The organism is Vibrio sp. 10N.247.310.23 (assembly GCF_041467155.1).
GTDB classification, from domain to species: Bacteria; Pseudomonadota; Gammaproteobacteria; order Enterobacterales; family Vibrionaceae; genus Vibrio; species Vibrio crassostreae_C.
Window position 1 is genome coordinate 33,298 of sequence record NZ_JBFSTZ010000018.1, and the last position, 20,618, is coordinate 53,915.

18 protein-coding genes are annotated in these 20,618 nt (G+C 43.8%); 13 read left to right on the forward strand and 5 right to left on the reverse strand.

Features of this window, described 5'->3' with window-relative positions; all coding sequences use genetic code 11:
* Positions 1-7 precede the first annotated feature (7 nt).
* The 3 genes from AB6D93_RS14690 to rsmF all read left to right on the forward strand — a co-directional run bounded on the left by AB6D93_RS14690 (position 8) and on the right by rsmF (position 5,506).
* A complete protein-coding gene (locus AB6D93_RS14690) occupies positions 8-1,291 on the forward strand; it encodes a paraquat-inducible protein A (RefSeq protein ID WP_102333357.1) in 1,284 nt (427 codons plus the stop codon).
* Positions 1,278-3,935, forward strand: coding sequence for an MlaD family protein (locus AB6D93_RS14695; protein WP_102333358.1), 2,658 nt, complete (start codon positions 1,278-1,280; stop codon positions 3,933-3,935). Before AB6D93_RS14690 ends, AB6D93_RS14695 begins: the two co-directional genes overlap by 14 nt.
* 149 nt (positions 3,936-4,084) lie before the next feature.
* Positions 4,085-5,506 (forward strand): 16S rRNA (cytosine(1407)-C(5))-methyltransferase RsmF, encoded by a 1,422-nt coding sequence (gene rsmF, locus AB6D93_RS14700; protein ID WP_102333359.1) that lies wholly within the window; start codon positions 4,085-4,087, stop codon positions 5,504-5,506.
* Between the two features lie 297 nt (positions 5,507-5,803).
* On the opposite strand, the gene AB6D93_RS14705 is transcribed toward rsmF, so the two are convergent.
* Positions 5,804-6,712, reverse strand: coding sequence for a S1 RNA-binding domain-containing protein (locus tag AB6D93_RS14705; protein WP_017059694.1), 909 nt, complete (start codon positions 6,710-6,712; stop codon positions 5,804-5,806).
* 28 nt (positions 6,713-6,740) lie between these two features.
* Between AB6D93_RS14705 and AB6D93_RS14710 the strand changes: the two genes are divergently transcribed.
* Complete coding sequence (locus AB6D93_RS14710) at positions 6,741-8,096, forward strand: hypothetical protein (protein WP_017063834.1); 1,356 nt, start codon at positions 6,741-6,743, stop codon at positions 8,094-8,096.
* 108 nt (positions 8,097-8,204) lie between these two features.
* Here the strand turns inward: AB6D93_RS14710 and AB6D93_RS14715 are convergent, their stop codons facing one another.
* Both AB6D93_RS14715 and AB6D93_RS14720 read right to left on the reverse strand, forming a co-directional pair.
* Complete coding sequence (locus AB6D93_RS14715; protein WP_017059696.1) at positions 8,205-8,690, reverse strand: PaaI family thioesterase; 486 nt, start codon at positions 8,688-8,690, stop codon at positions 8,205-8,207.
* A gap of 159 nt (positions 8,691-8,849) precedes the next feature.
* Positions 8,850-9,737 (reverse strand): putative PEP-binding protein, encoded by an 888-nt coding sequence (locus tag AB6D93_RS14720; protein ID WP_017066315.1) that lies wholly within the window; start codon positions 9,735-9,737, stop codon positions 8,850-8,852.
* Positions 9,738-9,944: 207 nt separating this feature from the next.
* Between AB6D93_RS14720 and AB6D93_RS14725 the strand changes: the two genes are divergently transcribed.
* Positions 9,945-11,003: a 3-deoxy-7-phosphoheptulonate synthase gene (locus tag AB6D93_RS14725; protein ID WP_017059698.1), complete on the forward strand. Its 1,059-nt coding sequence runs from the start codon at positions 9,945-9,947 to the stop codon at positions 11,001-11,003.
* 12 nt (positions 11,004-11,015) lie between these two features.
* Positions 11,016-11,498 (forward strand): YajQ family cyclic di-GMP-binding protein, encoded by a 483-nt coding sequence (locus tag AB6D93_RS14730; protein WP_017063832.1) that lies wholly within the window; start codon positions 11,016-11,018, stop codon positions 11,496-11,498.
* A 187-nt stretch (positions 11,499-11,685) separates the two neighbouring features.
* Here the strand turns inward: AB6D93_RS14730 and AB6D93_RS14735 are convergent, their stop codons facing one another.
* Positions 11,686-12,627, reverse strand: coding sequence for a bifunctional precorrin-2 dehydrogenase/sirohydrochlorin ferrochelatase (locus AB6D93_RS14735; protein ID WP_017059700.1), 942 nt, complete (start codon positions 12,625-12,627; stop codon positions 11,686-11,688).
* 480 nt (positions 12,628-13,107) lie between these two features.
* On the opposite strand from AB6D93_RS14735, the gene AB6D93_RS14740 reads away from it, so the two are divergent.
* The 6 genes from AB6D93_RS14740 to AB6D93_RS14765 all read left to right on the forward strand — a co-directional run bounded on the left by AB6D93_RS14740 (position 13,108) and on the right by AB6D93_RS14765 (position 18,737).
* The gene (locus AB6D93_RS14740; RefSeq protein WP_017059701.1) at positions 13,108-14,136 is read left to right on the forward strand and encodes an amino acid ABC transporter substrate-binding protein; all 1,029 of its coding nucleotides are present in this window, start codon (positions 13,108-13,110) and stop codon (positions 14,134-14,136) included.
* Positions 14,137-14,207: 71 nt separating this feature from the next.
* Positions 14,208-15,413, forward strand: a complete 1,206-nt coding sequence (locus tag AB6D93_RS14745) for an amino acid ABC transporter permease (protein ID WP_017066316.1) — start codon at positions 14,208-14,210, stop codon at positions 15,411-15,413.
* A 1-nt stretch (position 15,414) separates the two neighbouring features.
* Positions 15,415-16,512, forward strand: a complete 1,098-nt coding sequence (locus tag AB6D93_RS14750; protein WP_017059703.1) for an amino acid ABC transporter permease — start codon at positions 15,415-15,417, stop codon at positions 16,510-16,512.
* A gap of 22 nt (positions 16,513-16,534) precedes the next feature.
* A complete protein-coding gene (locus AB6D93_RS14755; protein ID WP_017059704.1) occupies positions 16,535-17,299 on the forward strand; it encodes an amino acid ABC transporter ATP-binding protein in 765 nt (254 codons plus the stop codon).
* Positions 17,300-17,581: 282 nt separating this feature from the next.
* Entirely contained in the window at positions 17,582-18,247 is a 666-nt protein-coding gene (locus tag AB6D93_RS14760; protein WP_017057206.1) for a Bax inhibitor-1/YccA family protein, read from the forward strand.
* Between the two features lie 160 nt (positions 18,248-18,407).
* The gene (locus tag AB6D93_RS14765) at positions 18,408-18,737 is read left to right on the forward strand and encodes a TusE/DsrC/DsvC family sulfur relay protein (RefSeq protein WP_017057205.1); all 330 of its coding nucleotides are present in this window, start codon (positions 18,408-18,410) and stop codon (positions 18,735-18,737) included.
* A 59-nt stretch (positions 18,738-18,796) separates the two neighbouring features.
* On the opposite strand, the gene yccX is transcribed toward AB6D93_RS14765, so the two are convergent.
* Positions 18,797-19,084, reverse strand: coding sequence for an acylphosphatase (gene yccX / locus AB6D93_RS14770; protein WP_017059706.1), 288 nt, complete (start codon positions 19,082-19,084; stop codon positions 18,797-18,799).
* Between the two features lie 88 nt (positions 19,085-19,172).
* Between yccX and AB6D93_RS14775 the strand changes: the two genes are divergently transcribed.
* Complete coding sequence (locus tag AB6D93_RS14775) at positions 19,173-20,576, forward strand: methyl-accepting chemotaxis protein (RefSeq protein WP_102333360.1); 1,404 nt, start codon at positions 19,173-19,175, stop codon at positions 20,574-20,576.
* The last annotated feature ends 42 nt before the right edge of the window (positions 20,577-20,618 follow it).

The following is a 20,618-nucleotide window of genomic DNA, read 5'->3' on the forward strand; positions in this document are numbered from 1 at the left end:
TTTCAACTTGGGAGGTCGCGTGACCTCCCCATCCGTAACCAACCCTTTATCAACAAAACACCAATGCGACAGCAGTTCAGTGCGTCTTTGCCAGGGCTGCGAACTTCCCGTAGATAAAATGGACATCCCTTTAGGGAAATCAGCTTACTGCCCAAGATGCGGAACTCAGCTTTATAGAGGCGGTACCCCTAGGCTCTCTGGAAACCTAGCAATCGCAATTACCTGCTTATTGCTGTTTATCCCATCGCACTTTTTTGAATTCATCAGTATTCGCCTGATTGGCGTCATGATACCCGCGACGTTACCATCGGGTGTTTTTACCTTAATGGGCGAAGGCTTTCCTCTACTTGGTTTGCTGATCCTGTTCTGCAGTTCGATCGCTCCGTTGCTCGTGTGCACCTCGGTACTCATCACTCATGCATCACTGCGTCTTAAGATCTTTACACCCTTTCGTTATGCATTAGCCATTATTCAGACTCTCAAACATTGGATGATGTTGGATGTGTTTCTGGTAAGTTTGGCGGTCTCATGTTTCAAACTGCAAGATTACTCTGACATTTTCGTCGGCCCTGGTTTGATTGGCCTGATTCTTCTGCAGCTTTTCAGCGTATTACTAGTAAGCCGTATCAGTGTACGTCGCTACTGGGAAGCTTGGGCAAAAGAATCCGAATACTCTTTTGCTGAGAGTAAGAACGTACACTGTCACAACTGTCACCTATCTCAGCCTGACGGTCATACTTGTGTGCGTTGTCACCATGACTTATATCACCGCAAGCCCTACTCTATACAGAAAACTTGGGCTCTGCTATTTGCCGCATCCGTGGCTATTGTGCCAGCCAACGTCATTCCGATTTCTATCCTTATCACCAACGGACAAAGGCTAGAAGACACAATAATTTCCGGTGTCGCGTCGCTAATAAATAGCGATATGTATGGCATTGCAGCGATCATTTTCATTGCCAGTATCGTCGTTCCCGTCGCGAAAATACTGGGCCTCGCGTACATCTTAATCTGTATCAAGATGAAGCGTACGATTTACCACAGACAACGTATGACCATCTATTTCATCGTGAAATGGGTGGGAAAATGGTCGGTTATGGATCTATTCGTTATTTCGATCATGATGACCTTGGTCGACCGCGGACAAATTTTAAACTTTACACCAGGTTATGGTGCAGTCGCTTTTGGCGTCGTGGTTGTTCTCACGATGCTAGCAGCGGAAAGCTTAGATCCTAGGCTAATTTGGGATAACTACACCTCTAAAGATGAGTCAGTGAATGAACAACGATAACCAATCACAAACGTCATATTCACCAGAAGTAAGGAAAAACAAAGGCATCTCACCTTTGTGGATTCTGCCGATATTAACCGTCGCCTTAGCCGGTTGGTTGGTCATGAAATCGATACACGATGCTGGACAACGTGTGCAGATATACTTCTCAGATGCCGCAGGTTTAGTCGCAGGTCGAACAACGATTCGTTACCAAGGCTTAGAGGTGGGTATGGTGCGTGACATCACTTTATCCAAAGATCTATCGAGCATCTATGTCGATGCTGACATCTACCCAGAAGCGAAGAAGCTACTCTCAAAAGGCACACGGTTTTGGCTAGTAAAACCAACCGCTAGTTTGTCGGGTATCTCAGGATTGGACGCGCTTGTTTCAGGTAACTATATTGCTATCCACCCGAGCGAAACCAAACAAGACCCAGAAACCGTTTTCCAAGCGTTAGAATCCTCCCCTTCTGATTTACTGGCTTCTGAAGGTTTGAATATTTCACTGACGACCAAAGATCTGGGTGGCGTATCTGTTGGTTCTCAAATCGTTTACCGTAAAATCCCAATTGGTGAGGTTTACAACTACCAGTTAAACGACAACGCGAAATCCGTTACGATTCAAGCGTCGATTAAAGATGAATACAGCCATATCATTACCGACCAAAGCCGTTTTTGGAATGTAAGTGGCTTAGGTGCCAGTATTGGATTTTCAGGTGTTGACGTGCGCTTAGAAAGCCTCAGTGCGCTACTTGGCGGTTCAATTGCGGTCGACTCTCCGGGAGAAGGTCAGCCTGTCGAGATGAACACCAAATTCAAACTTTACCCAGATTTGAAAACAGCAGGTCGTGGTATCTCTATCAAGATCGCTGTTCCCGATGATAACAAGATCAGTGCAACGGGCGCTCCGATCATGTATCGCGGCATTGAAATCGGTCAAATCACCGACTTATCTTTAAGCGAAGGACGTGAAAACGTGGTCGCATCCGCTGCTATCCAGCCTGCATTCAGTGACTTTTTAAATAGCGGCAGTAAATTCGTTCTAGAAGAAGCTGAACTATCGCTTACTGGCATGAAAAACATTGCAAACTTAGTGACAGGTAACTTTTTAACCTTGGTACCGGGCAAAGGTGAAAAAGCCCGTCGATTTACTGCGATCCGTAAGAACGAATTCAGTCAGGAACAAGAGAAATCCGTTGCGATTCGCTTAACCTCAAACAATTCGTTCGGACTGGATGTCGGTACACAACTGCTCTACAAAGGTATTGCTGTTGGCTCTATCATCCAAGTGGGCTTAGTCGATGGTGTTGGTACGGGCTCTGATAAGCACGAAGTGTTCATGGATGCACTTATCGATAATGAGTATGCGCACCTTATCAAAAGCCACAACCGTTTCTTTGTGACAGGTAGTGCGACTGCAGAGCTAACCGAATCAGGCTTGAGTGTTACGGTCCCACCAGCAAAACAGCTTCTTACCGGCTCGATTAGCTTTGCGAGTGAAGGTAAATCTGAAGCTCGAACGGACTACCAACTTTTCCAAAGTAAGTCGTTAGCAGAAATTGCTAAGTTTAATCAGTCTGGTTCAAAGACACTTTCTTTGTTTGCCAGTGAGTTACCTTCAATTTCTAAAGGCAGTCCACTCCTCTACCGCAACCTACAAGTGGGTAGTATTTCTGATTTTCAGCTTGCCGACGGTGGCGTAAGAATCAAAGTCACAATCGAAAATCGTTACACACACTTACTCAACAAGCACACTGTTTTCTGGAACCGATCAGGCGTTGAGGTTGATGCGTCGCTATCGGGTATCAGCATTAAAGCGGCACCAGTTAAAACCCTTATCCAAGGCGGTATTGCTTTTGACTCTCTGCCGGGAATCGACAACAAACTTGGTGACGTGTGGAAGCTTTACAAAGATTCAAAATCTGCTCGAAAATTTGGCCGCGCGATTACTATCACCTCTTCTGGCGATCAAGAAGTCAACAAGGGCATGGCGATCAAATATCAAGGTGTCACTGTTGGTGAGGTTACTTTGGTGATTCCGAACTTCAACAAGGGCGGTATTGAGATTACTGCGCGTATTTTACCTGAGTACGTCGACAAGATTGCCGTGACGAACAGTCACTTCTGGTTGGCAGAACCTGAGATTGGCCTTAATGGCATCAAAAACGTCTCTGCGCTGCTCTCTAAACACATCAACGTAGACCCGGGCAAAGGTGAAAGAAACACGAAATTTGAGCTTAGCAAAGGACCTGTGCAGCCTGAAGGCAAGATATTCCAACTGCAAAGCGAAACGCGCGGCTCAGTATCTGAAGGTACACCTATCCTATTCCGTGAACTAGAAATTGGCAGTGTTATAGATGTTCAGCTGGGCGAGTTTGCTGATCGCATCATATCTACGATTCAAATAGAACCTGACTACGCGTATCTAATCCGCGCAAACACCGTGTTCTGGAACGTGTCGGGCGTCGATGTCTCTATCGGCCTGTCAGGCGCAAACATCAAAGCCGGAACGGTAGACAGCTTGTTAAGAGGTGGTATTACATTCTCAACGCCACCGACAAATGAACTTCAACCAGTAGCAAGCGAAGATCAGTCTTTCTACCTCTATCCTCAAGCCGAAGATGAGTGGAAATCATGGAGAACCGCAATTCCTCGTCCATAGAGTGAACTCTCTGACGTTTCTGGAAGATTAATTCTTCATCAAAATGCAGCCATTAGGCTGCATTTTTGTTGTTTGCTGCAAATATGGTTTAGAACGGCCTCATTTTGCTTTAAACTCCCCGCATTAATGCAATAAATCGAGATACTCTTTTGCACGCTAACGTATATATTCCTGAAGAATTCCTAACGCACATCGAAGCAATCATGCCTAGTCATCTAGATATGGCTTCTTTTGTTGCGTCATGCCAAAAACCACTTCGTAAAAGTATTCGAATCAACACATTGAAAATCAGTGTTGAAGACTTCCTAGTACGAGCAAAAGAGAAAGGCTGGGAACTGGAACCTGTACCTTGGTGTGAAACGGGCTTTTGGATTACAGCGGACGAAAGTGAAGCGCCACTAGGTAATACGGCAGAACACATGTCTGGTCTTTTCTACATCCAAGAAGCCAGCTCGATGATGCCACCCTCGGCACTTTTCCAAGGCGAAGCTGATTACCAAGCGGTGCTAGACACTGCGGCTGCACCCGGCTCTAAAACAACGCAAATCGCTGCGCTAATGAATAATCGCGGTGTATTGGTTGCCAATGAGTATGCAGCAAGCCGTGTGAAAGTCCTTCACGCTAACATCGAACGTTGTGGCGTTCGTAATGCCGCTCTAAGTAACTTTGACGGTCGAGTTTTTGGTGGTTGGTTACCAGAACAGTTTGATGCTGTGTTGCTAGACGCACCCTGCTCTGGCGAAGGTACCATTCGTAAAGACGCCGATGCGATGAAGAACTGGACGTATCAATCTGTGGTCAATATTGCCGACACGCAAAAAGATCTGATTGAAAGTGCATTCCATGCTCTTAAACCTAATGGTGTTTTGGTTTACTCAACGTGTACGCTTAGCACCGAAGAGAACCAACAAGTGTGTCATCACTTAAAAGAAACCTTTGGTGATGCGGTTGAATTTGAATCTCTTGAATCACTATTCGACAACGCAAAAGCAACCACGACAGAGGAAGGCTTTCTACACATCTTCCCTCAAGTTTATGACTCAGAAGGTTTCTTTGTTGCACGTATCCGTAAATTAGCGTCTGTTACTCCACCAGAAGTTAAAAAACGTATGGGTAAATTCCCATTTGAAAAAGCATCAAAGAAAACTCAGCAAGAAGTCGCTGAACAACTAATGAGTACTCTCGATATCGAATTGCCAAGCGATACTCAGGTTTGGATTCGCGACAAAGACGTTTGGCTATTCCCAGAAGCGCTAGAGCCTATGATCGGTGAGTTCCGTTTTTCTCGCATGGGAATCAAGATCGCCGAAACCCATAAAAAAGGTTACCGCTGGCAGCACCAAGTGGCGACAACGCTTGCAACAGGTAATGAAGCTAATGTTGTCGAGCTAAGCATTGAAGATGCTCGTGAATGGTTCATGGGACGCGATGTTCGCCCTGAAGGCTTGTCTGGCAAAGGTGAAGTACTAGTGAAGTACAACGGTGCAATCATCGGCCTTGGTAAATGGGTTGGCAACCGAGTGAAGAACGGTTTACCACGCGAGTTAGTGCGCGATAAGAACCTATTCTAAAGCTTTCTCCCTGTATACAGCTAGATAAACAAAAGCCCAAACAACGTTAATTGTTTGGGCTTTTTCTATTCTATCGGCCATGTAACTCAGTGTGCGAGCGCTTGTAAATCAACAACTAATTACATAAATATCAATTCAAGCCACTATTTCCAAAAAGAAAAATCGCACTTTAGGGAATCTAAACTAGACTTCAATCTAATAGTCAAAAGATTAAAACGATTAGCGTAGGCTCTTCGGAGCCCTTTCCCCTAAGCCCAAACAGGAAGGTTTGGGCTTTTTTTTGACCGAGAGGATCGCTTATTTAACTAAGCTAATACCTTCTTTGTCGATAGTGATCTTGCCAGATTTGTACAAACCACCAATTGTCTTCTTGAACGTACCTTTGCTGGTTCTGAATGCAGAGAAAATAACTTCAGGAGAAGACTTATCATTCAAAGGCAGGTAACCGCCTTTCTTCTCAAGCAGATCAAGAACCTTAGTGCTTAGGTCATCCATCTTAGCGACACCAACTTTCTGAAGAGACAAATCAATCTTACCGTCTTCTTCACGAACGTTTTTAATGTAGCCTTTTAGTGTTTTACCAATGAACAGCTTACCGATGATGTCAGATGGGAAAATCATACCCCAGTGTTCACCGTTCACGATCGCTTTGTAACCCAATTGGCTGCGCTCAGCGATAATGAGATCAACTTGCTCATTTTGCTTATAAGTCGCAGGCGTGTTGTCTAACCATTTGTTGAACTTCGTTGTACCAACGATACGGCTCGATGCTTTATCGATATACACATATACTAAGATTGACTGACCTTCGTTTAAACGGCCACGCTGCTCGCTGAAAGGAACAAGAAGGTCTTTACCTTTCACGCCCCAGCTCATGAATGCACCAGTGCTGTTAACACCTTCAACCGTCATCAAACCAAACTGGCCTACTTGAGCTATTGGTTTTTCAGTCGTTGCAGCGATCTGGTTGTCAGAATCTATGTATAAGAAAACATCTAGCTTTTGACCAATTTCAACACCTTCAGGAGTAAATCGTTTCGGCAGCAACACGGTTCCATAGTCGCTCGCGTCAAGGAATACACCGAAGTCTGCTTGTTTTACTACTTCTAAGTTGTTTATTTGACCAATATTAATCATCAAGGTTGTCTCTACTTTAAATTTGGCGGAGATTATACGTGATCTCTGATATGCTTTCGCTAGTTTCATTCATATTTTTACATTCTAGGAGACATCGTTGATCACCGTTGATAAACAAGATGCGATAACACTTAAAATTAACCATGCCATGGCTAAGACCAAAAAGCTCGACATGGACGTTTATCTATTCATTCCCGGTGAACTTGGACTGACTCCTGAAGTGCTTTCTGAAAGTGCCTTTTTCTACAGCTCAATCACTCAAAAACGTGCCTACTATAGTGACAAAACACTTTTACCTTTGGTACACAGTCGCTTGGCAAAACGTGGACGCTTATCTACAACACAGTATCGTGTCAGTTTGAGTCTGTTTGCCTACCAATATGTTATCGCGTTAGATAAAGCAGTCAGCAGCTTAAATAAAACTGATAGTGACGACGTAACGGCTGATGAAGTAGATGAAGTCATTGAATTGGCTTTAGATATCTTGAAGAAGCTACGCCGAAGCATCCCTTACGAAGAAAATCTCAAGCGCTACTACGCTAATATCGATAACTACCTATCTTGGTATACCGAGCAAAAGTTCCTATCGCTAGTTTCACACATGCCACGAGGTAGTGAGTATTCAACGATTAAAGAACGACTCTTAACGCTTTGTGATAAAGAGACCGCGCACCGTAAACTGAACCGCTACAACTCAGCAAGAGTTCGAGAGGACGTTACCCGCTTGAGTAACAAGATGCGTTTGCTGCGTCGTTTGATTGAACACCCTATCGTGCTTAAAGAAAAGACAACGTCGATGGGTAAGAACGTTAAGCGTGCCGTGAAAGGCATCGCGACCGGTTTGGTGATGGTTGTCGTGACCACTACTGTGATCTTGGCTCGTGACTTTCTTGGTGAGATTACCGCCTCTTTCATCGTGGCAATGTCTTTCATTTACGCACTGCGTGAGATCTTTAAAGATGACTTGAGAGACATCCTTTGGCGCTGGCTGCGTAAAGGCAAGCCAAAATGGAAGCGTCGTTACTATGATCCAACGACCAACAAGTCAGTAGGCCATAAACTGGAATGGTTGGACTACGCAAATTTTTCTAAGCTTGCAGATCGCATTCAGTCGATCCGTAAAAAGCGTGTGGTACAACGTGAAGAGCAAATCTTGCATTACCGCTCTCATACTGAGATGTCGACATCGACCTTTATGAGTGGTTATGAGGAGACTCGTGAAACGTTATCGATCAGCCTAAGAGCGCTGACACGGTTGATGGATAAAGGCTCAAACAAGATCTACCGCTTGAATGAAGGACAAGTGAGCCGCGAATCAGTAGAAAAGCGTCATCTTCTCAACCTGATCATTAAAGAGAACAACCATGATAACGAACCAACCTACTACCGTTGGAAGATCGTTATGAACCGTTCAAAAATAGTTGATATTGAGCAGATCACTCAAGAGTCATAGAGCCGTTATAAAGTTCTCTATAACGGTATGTGGAAACCATTCACATACCGTTGTTTTATCTCTTCAACGTTACCCATGACTTCTAAACCAAAATCTATTATTTAATCGCTATTTTCTTGAAGGGACTTTCTTAATTGAAAGCGTAAGCGTGAACTCCGCCATCGGCTCGTCACCATGTAAAGATGGGCAAGTCGCGATAATGGTTACGGGTTGATTGACCCGTTCTCCGGTCGACATGGTTTCTGCCAGCATAGTGTTGATCAGCTCACCGTCGTTACAAGTGAAATGCACATCACCTTCAGGGCGCTTCAAAAAGTTACCCGTCACCTCTTTAAAAGCCAACGAGATCTTTTCACCTTGCTGCTGAGATTTGCTCATCGCAAGAAACCCACCCGCGACATCCGCACCTACAGCCAAAACGCCAAAGTACATACTGTTAAGGTGATTCTTAGTACGCCTTCTAAGCGGGATTTTCACTTCAACATGTTGGTTGTCCAACGCGAGTAGTTTTGGTCGGCACAACCAGATAAGTGGGACTTTGAAAAAGCCAAACATGCTTAAGTAGAAATTTGCTTTTTGTAGAGGGGTCAACATTCGAATTACCTAGCCAAGTTAGTCATCAGACCAGTTAATCGACTAGCGATAAGAATGTCAAAAAAATGTTACAAAAAAGAGATATCATCGCACAATGATATCTCTTTCATTCTCAAAGCATTAGCGCCTTAAGTCGGCTTATCAGGCAAGCTAATCGATTTACGCAGTCACGACCGTTTCTACGCATTCAAGATCAGCTATGTAACCTTGTAGACGTGGGTAATCCACTAAGCCTTGAGTTACTAGCAGCACTGGCTTCTTCGCGTTCAGGGTTGCTTTAACAATCATATCCAACAAGGTAATAACCGCTTCGTTTTGTGGATCAAAAGCGTGCTGCTGAGCTTCATTGTGTTTGTCTACGCCTAAAGTGAAAGACGCTAAGCTATCAACGTTTACCACTACACCATCGAAGTAATGCAGTAAACGTTCGCTCAGTAGCACTGCAGACGGCACATCACACGAGAACAGTACTTTCAAACCGTTAAGGCCGCGTGGTAGCCCTTGCTCGGCAAGCAGGTCAATAATCTTAGCGGCATCGCTTAACGCACGAACGTAAGGCACAACTACTTCAACGTTGATGCCCTGCTCACGTAATGCCTTAATAACCTGACATTCTAAAGCGAAAGCCTTGCTGTATTCTGGTGTCGCGTAACGAGCAACGCCACGAACACCTAGTGCAGGGTTAATCTCTTCTGCTTCACAGTTCCCGCCAAGCAGCGAACGGAATCCATAGCTGTCTGCACTGCTTAATGCGATACGAACAGAAGTGTGATTTGGCTGAACGGCAGCTTGAATGGCAATCACTAAGGTCGAAACAAAATGCTCATCGACTGTTTTATCGCCAAGGATCGCTTCTAAAGACGTTTTTTCAATATCAGTCAAAGTATCTAAGTGACTCTCGATACTTGGGTGGTAGAAGACACGATCCATCACTAATTCTGATAATGAAACGTATAAGTGGTTAGAATTATTATTATCGTTGTAAGAAGGCAGCACATCACCTAAGACGAGTTCTGGGTGCAAAGTGCTTTGATTTTCTTGAGTCATTGCTGCTCCAGCATTTTTATGTTGTGTTCAAACGAAAATACCGATAGCTGCCTGTTAATACAAGTGAAAATCCCTTATTTGACGCTGGCCTGCTGATAAAAATAAGAATATTAGCAATAACTGAGATAACTTTGACTCAATAGAGTTTATTCCTCTGTTCAATTCCGTTATCTTAACCACTTCGCAATAGAATAAAAAAGCTATCACATGCCATTAAAAACTGATGAGTTGAGAACCCAAGCTCTGGGTCCTATGCCAACTCCTGCCGAACTAGGCAATGCACACCCTATTACTGACGACGTTGCTGAGCGCATTAAAAATTCTCGCCGCCAAATCGAAGATATCCTAACTGGTCGTGATAACCGCCTATTAGTTATCGTAGGCCCTTGCTCTGTTCACGATACAGATGCGGCACTTGATTACGCTGAGCGCCTAAGCAAAATTCAAGACCAGTACAAAGATGAACTGTTCGTTGTAATGAGAACCTACTTCGAGAAGCCTCGTACTGTTGTAGGTTGGAAGGGTTTGATTACAGATCCTAACCTTGATGGTTCATACGCACTTGAAACAGGCTTGAACAAAGCTCGTAAGCTTCTGCTAGATATCAACAAGCTTGGCCTAGCTACCGCGACTGAATTCCTTGATATGATCACAGGTCAGTACATTGCAGACCTTATCACTTGGGGTGCGATTGGCGCTCGTACAACTGAATCTCAGATTCACCGTGAAATGGCTTCTGCACTGTCTTGCCCTGTTGGCTTCAAGAACGCGACCAACGGCAACATCAAGATTGCTATCGATGCAATTCGTGCAGCACATGCTTCACACTACTTCTACTCTCCAGATAAGAACGGCCGCATGACGGTTTACCGTACTTCTGGCAACCCATACGGTCACGTTATTCTACGTGGTGGTGATAAAGGCCCTAACTTCGACGCTGAATCTGTAGATACTGCATGTAAGCAACTGGCTGAATTCGATCTACCTCAACGTTTGGTTGTAGACTTTAGCCACGCTAACTGTCAGAAGCAACACCGTAAGCAGTTAGAAGTTGCACAAGACATTTGTGAGCAAATTAAATCTAACAAGAACCAAATTGCAGGCATTATGGCAGAGAGCTTCATTATTGAAGGCAACCAGCCAATGACAGACATTAACAACCTAGAATATGGCAAGTCGATTACTGACCCATGCCTAAGCTGGGAAGATACTGCAACAATGCTAGACATGCTTGCAACAGCAATTAAAGATAGAAACTTAGCTTAAGGAAACAACACAATGCCATCATTTGACATTATCTCTGAAGTAGAAGCAGTAGAACTGCGTAACGCAGTAGACAACGCAAACCGTGAACTATCGACTCGTTTCGATTTCCGCGGCGTTGACGCAAGCTTTGATTACAAAGATGAATCAGTAAAATTGACTGCTCAAGACGATTTTCAACTGAAGCAAATGCGCGATATCCTTCGCAGCAACCTAACGAAGCGTAATGTTGATCCTAACGCGATGGAAGCGAAAGCGGCAGACCAAACAGGTCGCACTTGGCACCAAACGGTTATCTTTAAGCAAGGCATTGAAACTGATGTCGCTAAGAAGATCGTTAAGCTAATCAAAGACAACAAAGTTAAAGTTCAAGCTTCTATCCAAGGCGACAAAGTTCGTGTTACTGGTAAGAAGCGTGATGACCTACAAGCTGTTATGGCTCTAGTTCGCGGCGGTGAACTTGGTCAACCTTTCCAGTTTGACAACTTCCGCGACTAATTTTTGAGTTTGAGTGACCGCCTATTTGGGTTGCTCATTCATCAGCACAATGTCGTGTTTGAAATAGCAAAAAGCCACTTCTTTTGAAGTGGCTTTTTATTTATCTGGTCCAGCTTTAGTTTTATTCCGAGCCTCTAGCCGATTTCAAACAACCAGAAAGCTCTCATTTCAACTAGAAGCAATTACCTCAACTGAGTACTTGGGCTGCTGACAATTTTAGGTCTTTGCCGACCAACAGATTAAACTCTACGCTTGCTGGTGGAATAAACACACACACTCGTAATTTCTCTGCTCTTGCTTGCTCAAGCTTTGTTGATAGCTCTCCGCTGTTGGCGTAGCTCTCTCTTTCTGCATCTCGGCGGCACAGGTCGATAAATTCAAATGGACAATCGCTCGGTGAAAGTACGAGCTCTGCCTCCTGCATCAAACGTAAAGCCTTCATAGACAACAGCTCGACATCTTGCTCGAATTCAATCCAAGTGACCTGCCCTTCGCTATCAATGCCTTCGGTTAGCGCTTGCTGGTAGTAAGACTCTAACTGCTCTCTGTCATTCACCTGCTCGATAAAGCTGGATGACAAGAAACGCTCCCAAAATTTACGACGCTCGTCGACGGTTGGGAATGACTCTTTGATTGAATTGCGTTTTGATGCACCGAAGTCTGCTATCAAACCTATGTTTTGTGGCAATACCGTTTCGAGTTTTTCTCTGATATTTCTTACTAAAACAGGTGATGCCCCGCCACTAGAGATGGCAATTTGGATTCTGCCGCGATTTATCATCGAAGGTGTGATGAAGTCGCAGTAAGGAAGATCGTCAACCACATTGACTAAAATGCCCAGTTTTTTCGCATCATTATACACTTGGTGATTCAAGCTTGGGTTGTCTGTTGTGGCCCAAACCTGCAAGTAATTTTTCGATATGATCTGTGACGAGTAAAAGTTTTGAACCCAGTGAAGCTTGTTCTCGTCCACAAGCTGCTTTAAGTAAGGCGCTACCTTGGGAGACACCAAAGTCACATCCGCTCCCGCTCGTAGTAAGCTATCGACTTTACGGCAAGCAACCTCACCCCCACCAACCACTAAGATTGGCTTATTTTCTACATCCAAAAACATTGGGAAATAACGCATGTTCTTCCTTGAGACTACTTCAATAACTATTCAGCCATGCTACCAAATTTGGAGCATATTCATAACTATCGAAGTGTAATAAAAATATTTATTGACCAAATTTCAACATTTCTTAAGTTTAATATTTCATCATTGTGATGTTTATTCAGAATATTTATCTAGTCGATTATCAATATAAAAATCTAAATCTCGTTGCACCAACAGTGTGAACCGTTGCACTATTTACATTCACTTAACATTTGGTCATTCTAATTGTGTTCGGATTTGTGATTTCATTCAAAATTCTTTTTAAATTATACATTTGTGAAACTACGGATCCTTTCCTAACCTTATAAACAGTTGTTTAAATCGCACACAGTTTCATTTGCAAAATGCAACTCGTTTAATTTGAACAACAAGGTCATAGAAAACGCAACACATAAGAGAAACTCAAACGAGCACGAGTATCAGGTGTCACCTGGTTAACAAGGAAGGATACAAATGACAAATAAACTAACACTTCTTGCTTCAGTAGTAGCTGCATCAACTGCGATGATGGCAACATCGGCATCAGCGGCAGAAAGCACTCTGGACAAAGTCACATCTCAAGGTTTTCTAACTTGTGGTGTAAGTACCGGTCTTCCAGGGTTCTCTAACCCTAACTCAAAAGGTGAATGGGAAGGAATTGATGTTGAGTATTGTCAAGCTCTTGCAGCGGCTGTACTCGGTGACAAGACTAAAGTTAAGTATGTACCTCTAACAGCAAAAGAGCGTTTTACTGCGCTTCAATCTGGCGAAATCGACGTACTATCTCGTAACACAACATGGACATTACATCGTGACACTGCTCTAGGTCTGAACTTCGTAGGCGTTAACTACTACGATGGTCAAGGCTTCATGGTTAAGAAAGAACTTGGCCTAACAAGTGCTCAAGAACTTGATGGCGCTTCTGTATGTGTTCAATCAGGTACAACAACTGAACTTAACCTAGCCGATTACTTCCGTAACAGTGGCATGTCTTACAAGCCAGTGGTATTCGATACGGCAGCACAAACATCGAAAGGTTTCGACGCAGGTCGTTGTGACGTACTAACAACTGACCAATCTGGTCTATACGCACTTCGCCTAAACCTAGCTGATCCTAAATCTGCAGAAGTACTTCCTGAAATCATCTCTAAAGAGCCTCTAGGCCCTGTTGTTCGTCAAGATGATGATCAATGGTTTAACGTTGCTAAGTGGACACTTTCAGCAATGATTAACGCGGAAGAATACGGCATCTCTTCTAAAAATGCAGACGAAATGCTTAAGTCAAAAGATCCAAACATCAAACGTATTCTTGGTGTAGACGGTCCTAAAGGTAAAGGCCTTGGCATTCGCGACGACTGGGGTTACCAAGTAATTAAGCAAGTTGGTAACTACGGTGAGAGTTTTGAGCGTACTGTTGGTACAGGTTCTCCACTTCAAATCTCTCGTGGTGTAAATGCATTATGGAATGCGGGCGGCTTTATGTACGCTCCACCAATCCGTTAATAAATTTTCAAGCATCAATTAGGGCGGAGTTTTCCGCCCTATTTATTAAATGGATTTGAGGTTATAGTAGTATGAAACCTAATGAAACTATTTCTCCAGCTCAGGCAAAGCCACAGCCCAAAAGTGCCAACTTATTTTACAACCCCACTTTTCGCTCCATCATTTTCCAAATTATCGCCGTCGGGGCGCTTTGTGCTTTCTTTTACACGATTGTAAATAATGCACTCACAAACTTAGATTCCCGTGGTATCACCACTGGTTTTGATTTTCTCTCCCAAGAAGCTGGTTTTGGTATCGGCTTAACACTGATTGAATACGACGAGACCTTCTCATACGGTCGTACATTCTTTATCGGTCTTCTCAATACCGCTTTGGTTTCAGTACTCGGCATCATGCTAGCGACAGTGCTGGGCTTTAGTATGGGTATCGCTAGGCTCTCTTCAAACTGGCTAGTTAGCCGATTTGCAGCTGTCTACATTGAGATATTCCGAAATATCCCTCTGCTATTACAAATCTTTTTCTGGTATTTCGCCGTTCTACAAGCCTTGCCTTCTGCTCGTCAAAGTATGAGTCTAGGTGAAGCAATTTTCTTGAACGTACGCGGGTTGTACTTCCCTGCTCCAGTCTTTGAGCAAGGCAGTAGCATTGTCATCGCATCATTGATTGTCGGTATTATCGCTACGTTTATTATCAACATCTGGGCTAAGAACAGACAGAAACTGACCGGCCAACAAACACCGATGTTGCGAATTGCAGCTGCGTTGATTTTAGGCTTACCGTTGATAACTTACTTTGTTATGGGCATGCCTATCTCTGCAGATTACCCTGTGTTGAAAGGGTTTAACTTCAAGGGTGGTGTTACGATAATCCCTGAGCTTGCTGCATTGATGCTCGCTTTAAGTATCTATACAGCAGCGTTCATTGCTGAGATTGTTCGTTCAGGTATTAACGCGGTAAACCATGGGCAAACTGAGGCTGCGATGTCTCTAGGCATCCCACGTTCTAGAACTCTAAAGCTTGTCATTATTCCACAAGCATTAAGAATCATTATCCCACCACTAACCAGTCAGTATCTAAACCTGACCAAAAACTCATCACTTGCGATGGCCATTGGTTATCCTGATCTTGTCTCTGTATTTGCAGGAACAACACTTAACCAAACTGGACAAGCTATCGAAGTAATCGCGATGACAATGGGCGTCTACCTAACCTTGAGCCTATTAACGTCCGCTCTAATGAACATATACAACCGCAAAGTAGCGTTGGTGGAGAGATAAGATGAGTACACATCAATTTCAACCTGATCTTCCGCCTCCAGCGAATACCGTTGGGCCAGTCGGTTGGTTAAGAAAAAATCTATTTAATGGACCTATTAACAGCGTCGTCACTGTGATTCTTGCTTACTTTGCTTTCACCCTATTATGGGCAATAGCGGATTGGGCATTCATCAGTGCCGACTGGATAGGAACCACACGCGATGCCTGTACTAGCGAAGGCGCTTGTTGGGTTTTTATCAGCGTTCGTTGGGACCAATTCATGTATGGCTTCTACCCAGAAGCTGAACTGTGGCGACCTCGCCTCTTCTACGCAACGTTGGCCATTTTTGTAGCCTTACTGGCTTATGAAAAAACACCTAAACGTACGTGGATTTGGTTGTTCTTCGTCAACATCTACCCATTTATCATTGCCGGCTTGCTATACGGTGGCGTCTTTGGGTTAGAAGTTGTTGATACCCATAAATGGGGCGGCCTATTGGTTACACTGGTCATCGCACTTGTTGGTATTGTAGTGTCACTCCCTATTGGTGTTGCACTTGCTCTTGGGCGTCGCTCAGAGATGCCGATCATTCGCAGTATGTGTACCGTATACATCGAAATTTGGCGTGGCGTACCGCTCATTACAGTTCTATTCATGGCTTCAGTAATGCTGCCACTCTTTTTATCAGAAGGGACAGAAACCGATAAGCTCATTCGAGCACTTGTAGGGGTAGTTCTATTCAGTGCAGCCTACATGGCCGAAGTAATTCGAGGTGGTCTACAAGCAATACCAAAAGGCCAATACGAAGCAGCTGATGCTCTGGGGTTAAGCTACTGGAAAAAGACTGGGCTTATCATTCTACCTCAAGCTCTTAAAATCACGATTCCTTCAATTGTGAACACCTTCATTGGTTTGTTTAAAGATACCAGTCTTGTTTTGATTATTGGTATGTTTGATGTACTAGGAATTGGCCAAGCCGCGAATACCGACCCTGAATGGCTTGGGTATTCAACAGAAAGTTATGTATTTGTCGCGTTAGTGTTCTGGGTGTTTTGTTTTGGCATGTCGAGATATTCGATATGGCTAGAAAACAGACTTCACACCGGTCACAAACGATAATTAACAAGATCAAGGACGTATTATGACGCAGCAGACAGAAAACAACTCTCAAGGTCTTATGATCGAGTTGAAAGACATGAACAAGTGGTACGGTGAATTCCACGTACTTAAGAACATCAATTTAGAAGTTAAAAAAGGCGAGAAAATCGTTATCTGTGGCCCTTCAGGCTCTGGTAAATCAACGATGATCCGCTGCATCAACCGATTAGAAGAGCACCAAAAAGGTCATATCTTCGTTTCAGGTAATGAATTAACGGAAGACCTAAAGAACATCGAAGCCGTGCGTAGAGATGTCGGCATGTGTTTCCAACACTTCAATCTGTTTCCACATCTGACGGTATTAGAGAACTGTACTCTGGCTCCAATCTGGGTCAAAAAGATGCCAAAAGAAGAAGCCGAAGCGATTGCAATGAAGTACCTAGAGCGCGTAAAAATCCCTGAGCAAGCGGACAAGTTCCCAGGTCAGCTTTCAGGTGGTCAACAGCAGCGTGTAGCTATCGCTCGCTCTTTGTGTATGAACCCTCAAGTGATGCTGTTTGATGAGCCAACGTCGGCGCTCGATCCAGAAATGGTTCGTGAGGTGTTAGACGTAATGGTTGAGCTTGCAGAAGAAGGCATGACGATGCTTTGTGTAACGCACGAGATGGGCTTTGCTAAAGAGGTCGCGGATCGCGTTATCTTCATGGATGCCGGTGAAATCATAGAAGAGAACAACCCTGTCGATTTCTTTGAAAACCCACAATCAGACAGAACGCAGAACTTCTTAAGCCAAATCTTACACCACTAATGTGTTATGATGCATAAACTACAGAGGCGGCTTAGGTCGCCTCTTTGTTTTCAGTGTTATAATTAGTTTTTCAAGATTATAAACAGCGATTCAGTGCGATTAAAATTGAACAACGAACCTTAACTGCACTTTAAGAAATACTTTGTTACACCTTCAGAAACACTTAACCGACTATTTTGATTATTATTTTACGTATACAAGAGGAATGAGAGACTTGATTTTTCGAACTTTCACCCCCATAAATGTACTAATAACTATTAAAGTCACCTTACGAGGAAGATTATGAACAGCCCTATGTTTTCACGCACAGCATCTCAAGAAAGTGCTCTGCAAACCAATAAAGTGTTGCGTAACACCTACGCATTACTGTCTATGACACTACTTTGGTCTGCTGTTGTAGCAGGCGTATCCATGGCGATGAACCTTCCTCGCCCGGGTCTTATTATCATGCTAGTTGGCTTCTACGGCCTACTTTTCCTAACAGAAAAGAACCGTGACAACAGCATGGGTCTAGTCTTCACATTCCTATTTACAGGTTTCTTAGGCTACACCATCGGTCCAATCTTAAACATGTACGTTGGCGCAGGCATGGGTGATGTCATCCTAACTGCACTTGGCGGTACAGCACTGGCGTTTATGGGCGCATCAGCTTACGCACTAACAACTAAGCGTGACCTGTCGTTCCTTAATGGCATGCTATTAGCTGGTTTCGTAGTACTACTTGTAGGTATGGTTGCAAACATCTTCCTACAAATGCCTCTACTATCATTGGCAATGAGCGGTATGTTCATCCTGTTCTCGACTGGTGTTATCTTGCTTACAACGCAAAACATCATTCGTGGCGGTGAAACAAACTACATCTCTGCAACGATCAGCTTGTACGTATCGATCTACAACATCTTCATCAGCCTACTAAGCATCCTAGGCATCATGGGCAGCGACGACTAATCGTTCCCATCATTGAAGAATATCTAGCCCAAGAGCCTACCTCTTGGGCTTTTTTGTATCTATAAGTACGATATTTCATTGGATAGCTACAATTTCTGTTGAGAAAGACAAACTTGGTCATGTACCCTATCCGCATAGTTAATTGGATTCTGGATTAAACATGTTTGAATATAACGGCAAGCAAATCGAAACCGACGCTCAAGGCTATCTATTGGATTACACGCAATGGGAAGAAGGCATGATTGAAATTCTTGCTCAAGACGAGGCGATTGAACTTACAGATGCACACTTAGAAGTCGTACATTTTGTAAGGAGCTTTTACGAAGAGTTCAACACCTCACCAGCGGTTCGCATGCTCGTTAAAGCAATGGAAAAAGCTCACGGCCCAGAAAAAGGCAATAGTAAGTACCTTTTCAAGTTATTCAAAAAAGGCCCTGCAAAACAAGCGACCAAGCTCGCCGGTTTACCTAAACCAGCAAAGTGCTTGTAAAACCTAACCCGCTTTAGGTCATTAAGTTACGTTCAATATAAAATACTGTAGTGCTACAACTACAGTATTTTAAACGCCCCTATGCGTACGTCTTGGCGCTCACTATCTTTAACTTGATGCATCACAACGTTGTCTACTGTTGCGCTCGAAGGGCCAATATAGAGCCAAGCATGTAACTTCTCAATTTGCTGACTCTCTCCGACAACTAACACTTCAACTCGACCATCATTTAAGTTCTTTGCATAACCTGAGAGACCCATAGCTTGCGCCTGCCTACTGGTGTGGTAACGGAACCCAACACATTGAACTACGCCTGACACGACAAAAATATATTGTGAACTTTCCATAACGTTGCCTCATAAATTATATGAATGATATAGTCGAGTTTCTATTCATTCACCGCTTATTGGTGGACTTACTTCGAGTATAACGATTATGAAAGAAATCCCATTTCGTTGGATTGACAAATATCTCATTCACCTAAAAATCCAAGAAAAGTTCTATCTACTCTTCTTATTGCCTCTTCTCGCCCTGGTTATATTAACTCTCGTTTTAGATAGTGCCGCGGACTCTTTACTTGCTCACCTTTATCAAGAAGAAATGCTCTTGATGAAAGGGCTTATCGAAGCGGGTCAACTCACTAAAGATCAAGTAGCTCAGCTTGTCAGCAGCTCTGAAACCATCTCTTTAGGCTACGGTGCTGGTTCTGTTTCAGTGATGAATGGAGCGTTCAGCCTAGTTGCTAACCATGACCAAAACCTTTGGTCTGCTCTATCGACGACTCAGGTTTCTATCATCGCTGTAACCCTAACGCTTATCGCACTAGGTGTTTACTACATCATGACTTTCATTGGCGGCGCGATGTTCTCTATGAACAAAGCTTTGAACACCCTAGCGAATGGCGACTTAACTTGCCGTATGAACTACTTCTTAGTTCGTGACGAGTTTAGTGAAATCGCGATTACAATCGATAAAGTCGCTGAACGTGAACAAAACATGGTTCTATCAATCCAAGAGTCTGTCGCTCTCATGCAGCAAATCAGCTCGGACTTGAACCAGTCAACACAACAAAGTTCAGACATCTCAGGTAACCAACAGGAACACCTGAATAGCTTGGCAAGTGCAACGGAACAAATGGCGGCTACCATTCGCGAAGTAGCTACCCTTGCTCATGAGTCTAGTTCACAAACGATGGACGCTCGCGGCGTTGCTCAGAGCGGTCAAGTCAAGGTTTCAAATACACTGGAGTCTATCTCTAACCTATCTCAAGAGATCCAATCCGCTTCACAAGCAGTAGAAGAGCTTGATGCCAACGCGGCGCAGATCGATGAGGTGGTCGCAACCATCAATGGCATTTCAGAGCAGACCAATCTACTCGCATTGAACGCGGCTATCGAAGCCGCTCGTGCCGGCGAGCAGGGTCGTGGATTCGCTGTTGTTGCCGATGAAGTTCGTGCCCTTGCAGGTCGTACTCAACAAGCAACTGTTGAAATCCAAAGCATGATTGAATCATTACAACGTAACAGCCAATCACTAACCAAACTGATGGAAATAACGGTAAACAACGCTAATGAAGGCCAGACACTGATGTCAGAAGTGAATGTCGAGATCGGCTCTTTAGCAGAAAAGAATCAATCTATCTCAGACAGTAGTACTCAGATTGCTACAGCCGCGGAAGAGCAAGGTGTTGTTGCAGATAACATAGCTCAAAGTGTTGAGGAGATTCGTCATCAGTCAGACAGTATCTGCGAGATGATCAGTAAGAGTAATTCCAATGTTGACCAACTTCGTAAACAAAGTGATACGATGGAAGGTTTGCTGACAGGTCTCAAAGCTTAATACTTATATCTAGCCAGTATGTGTTGATTAATCATTACTAGG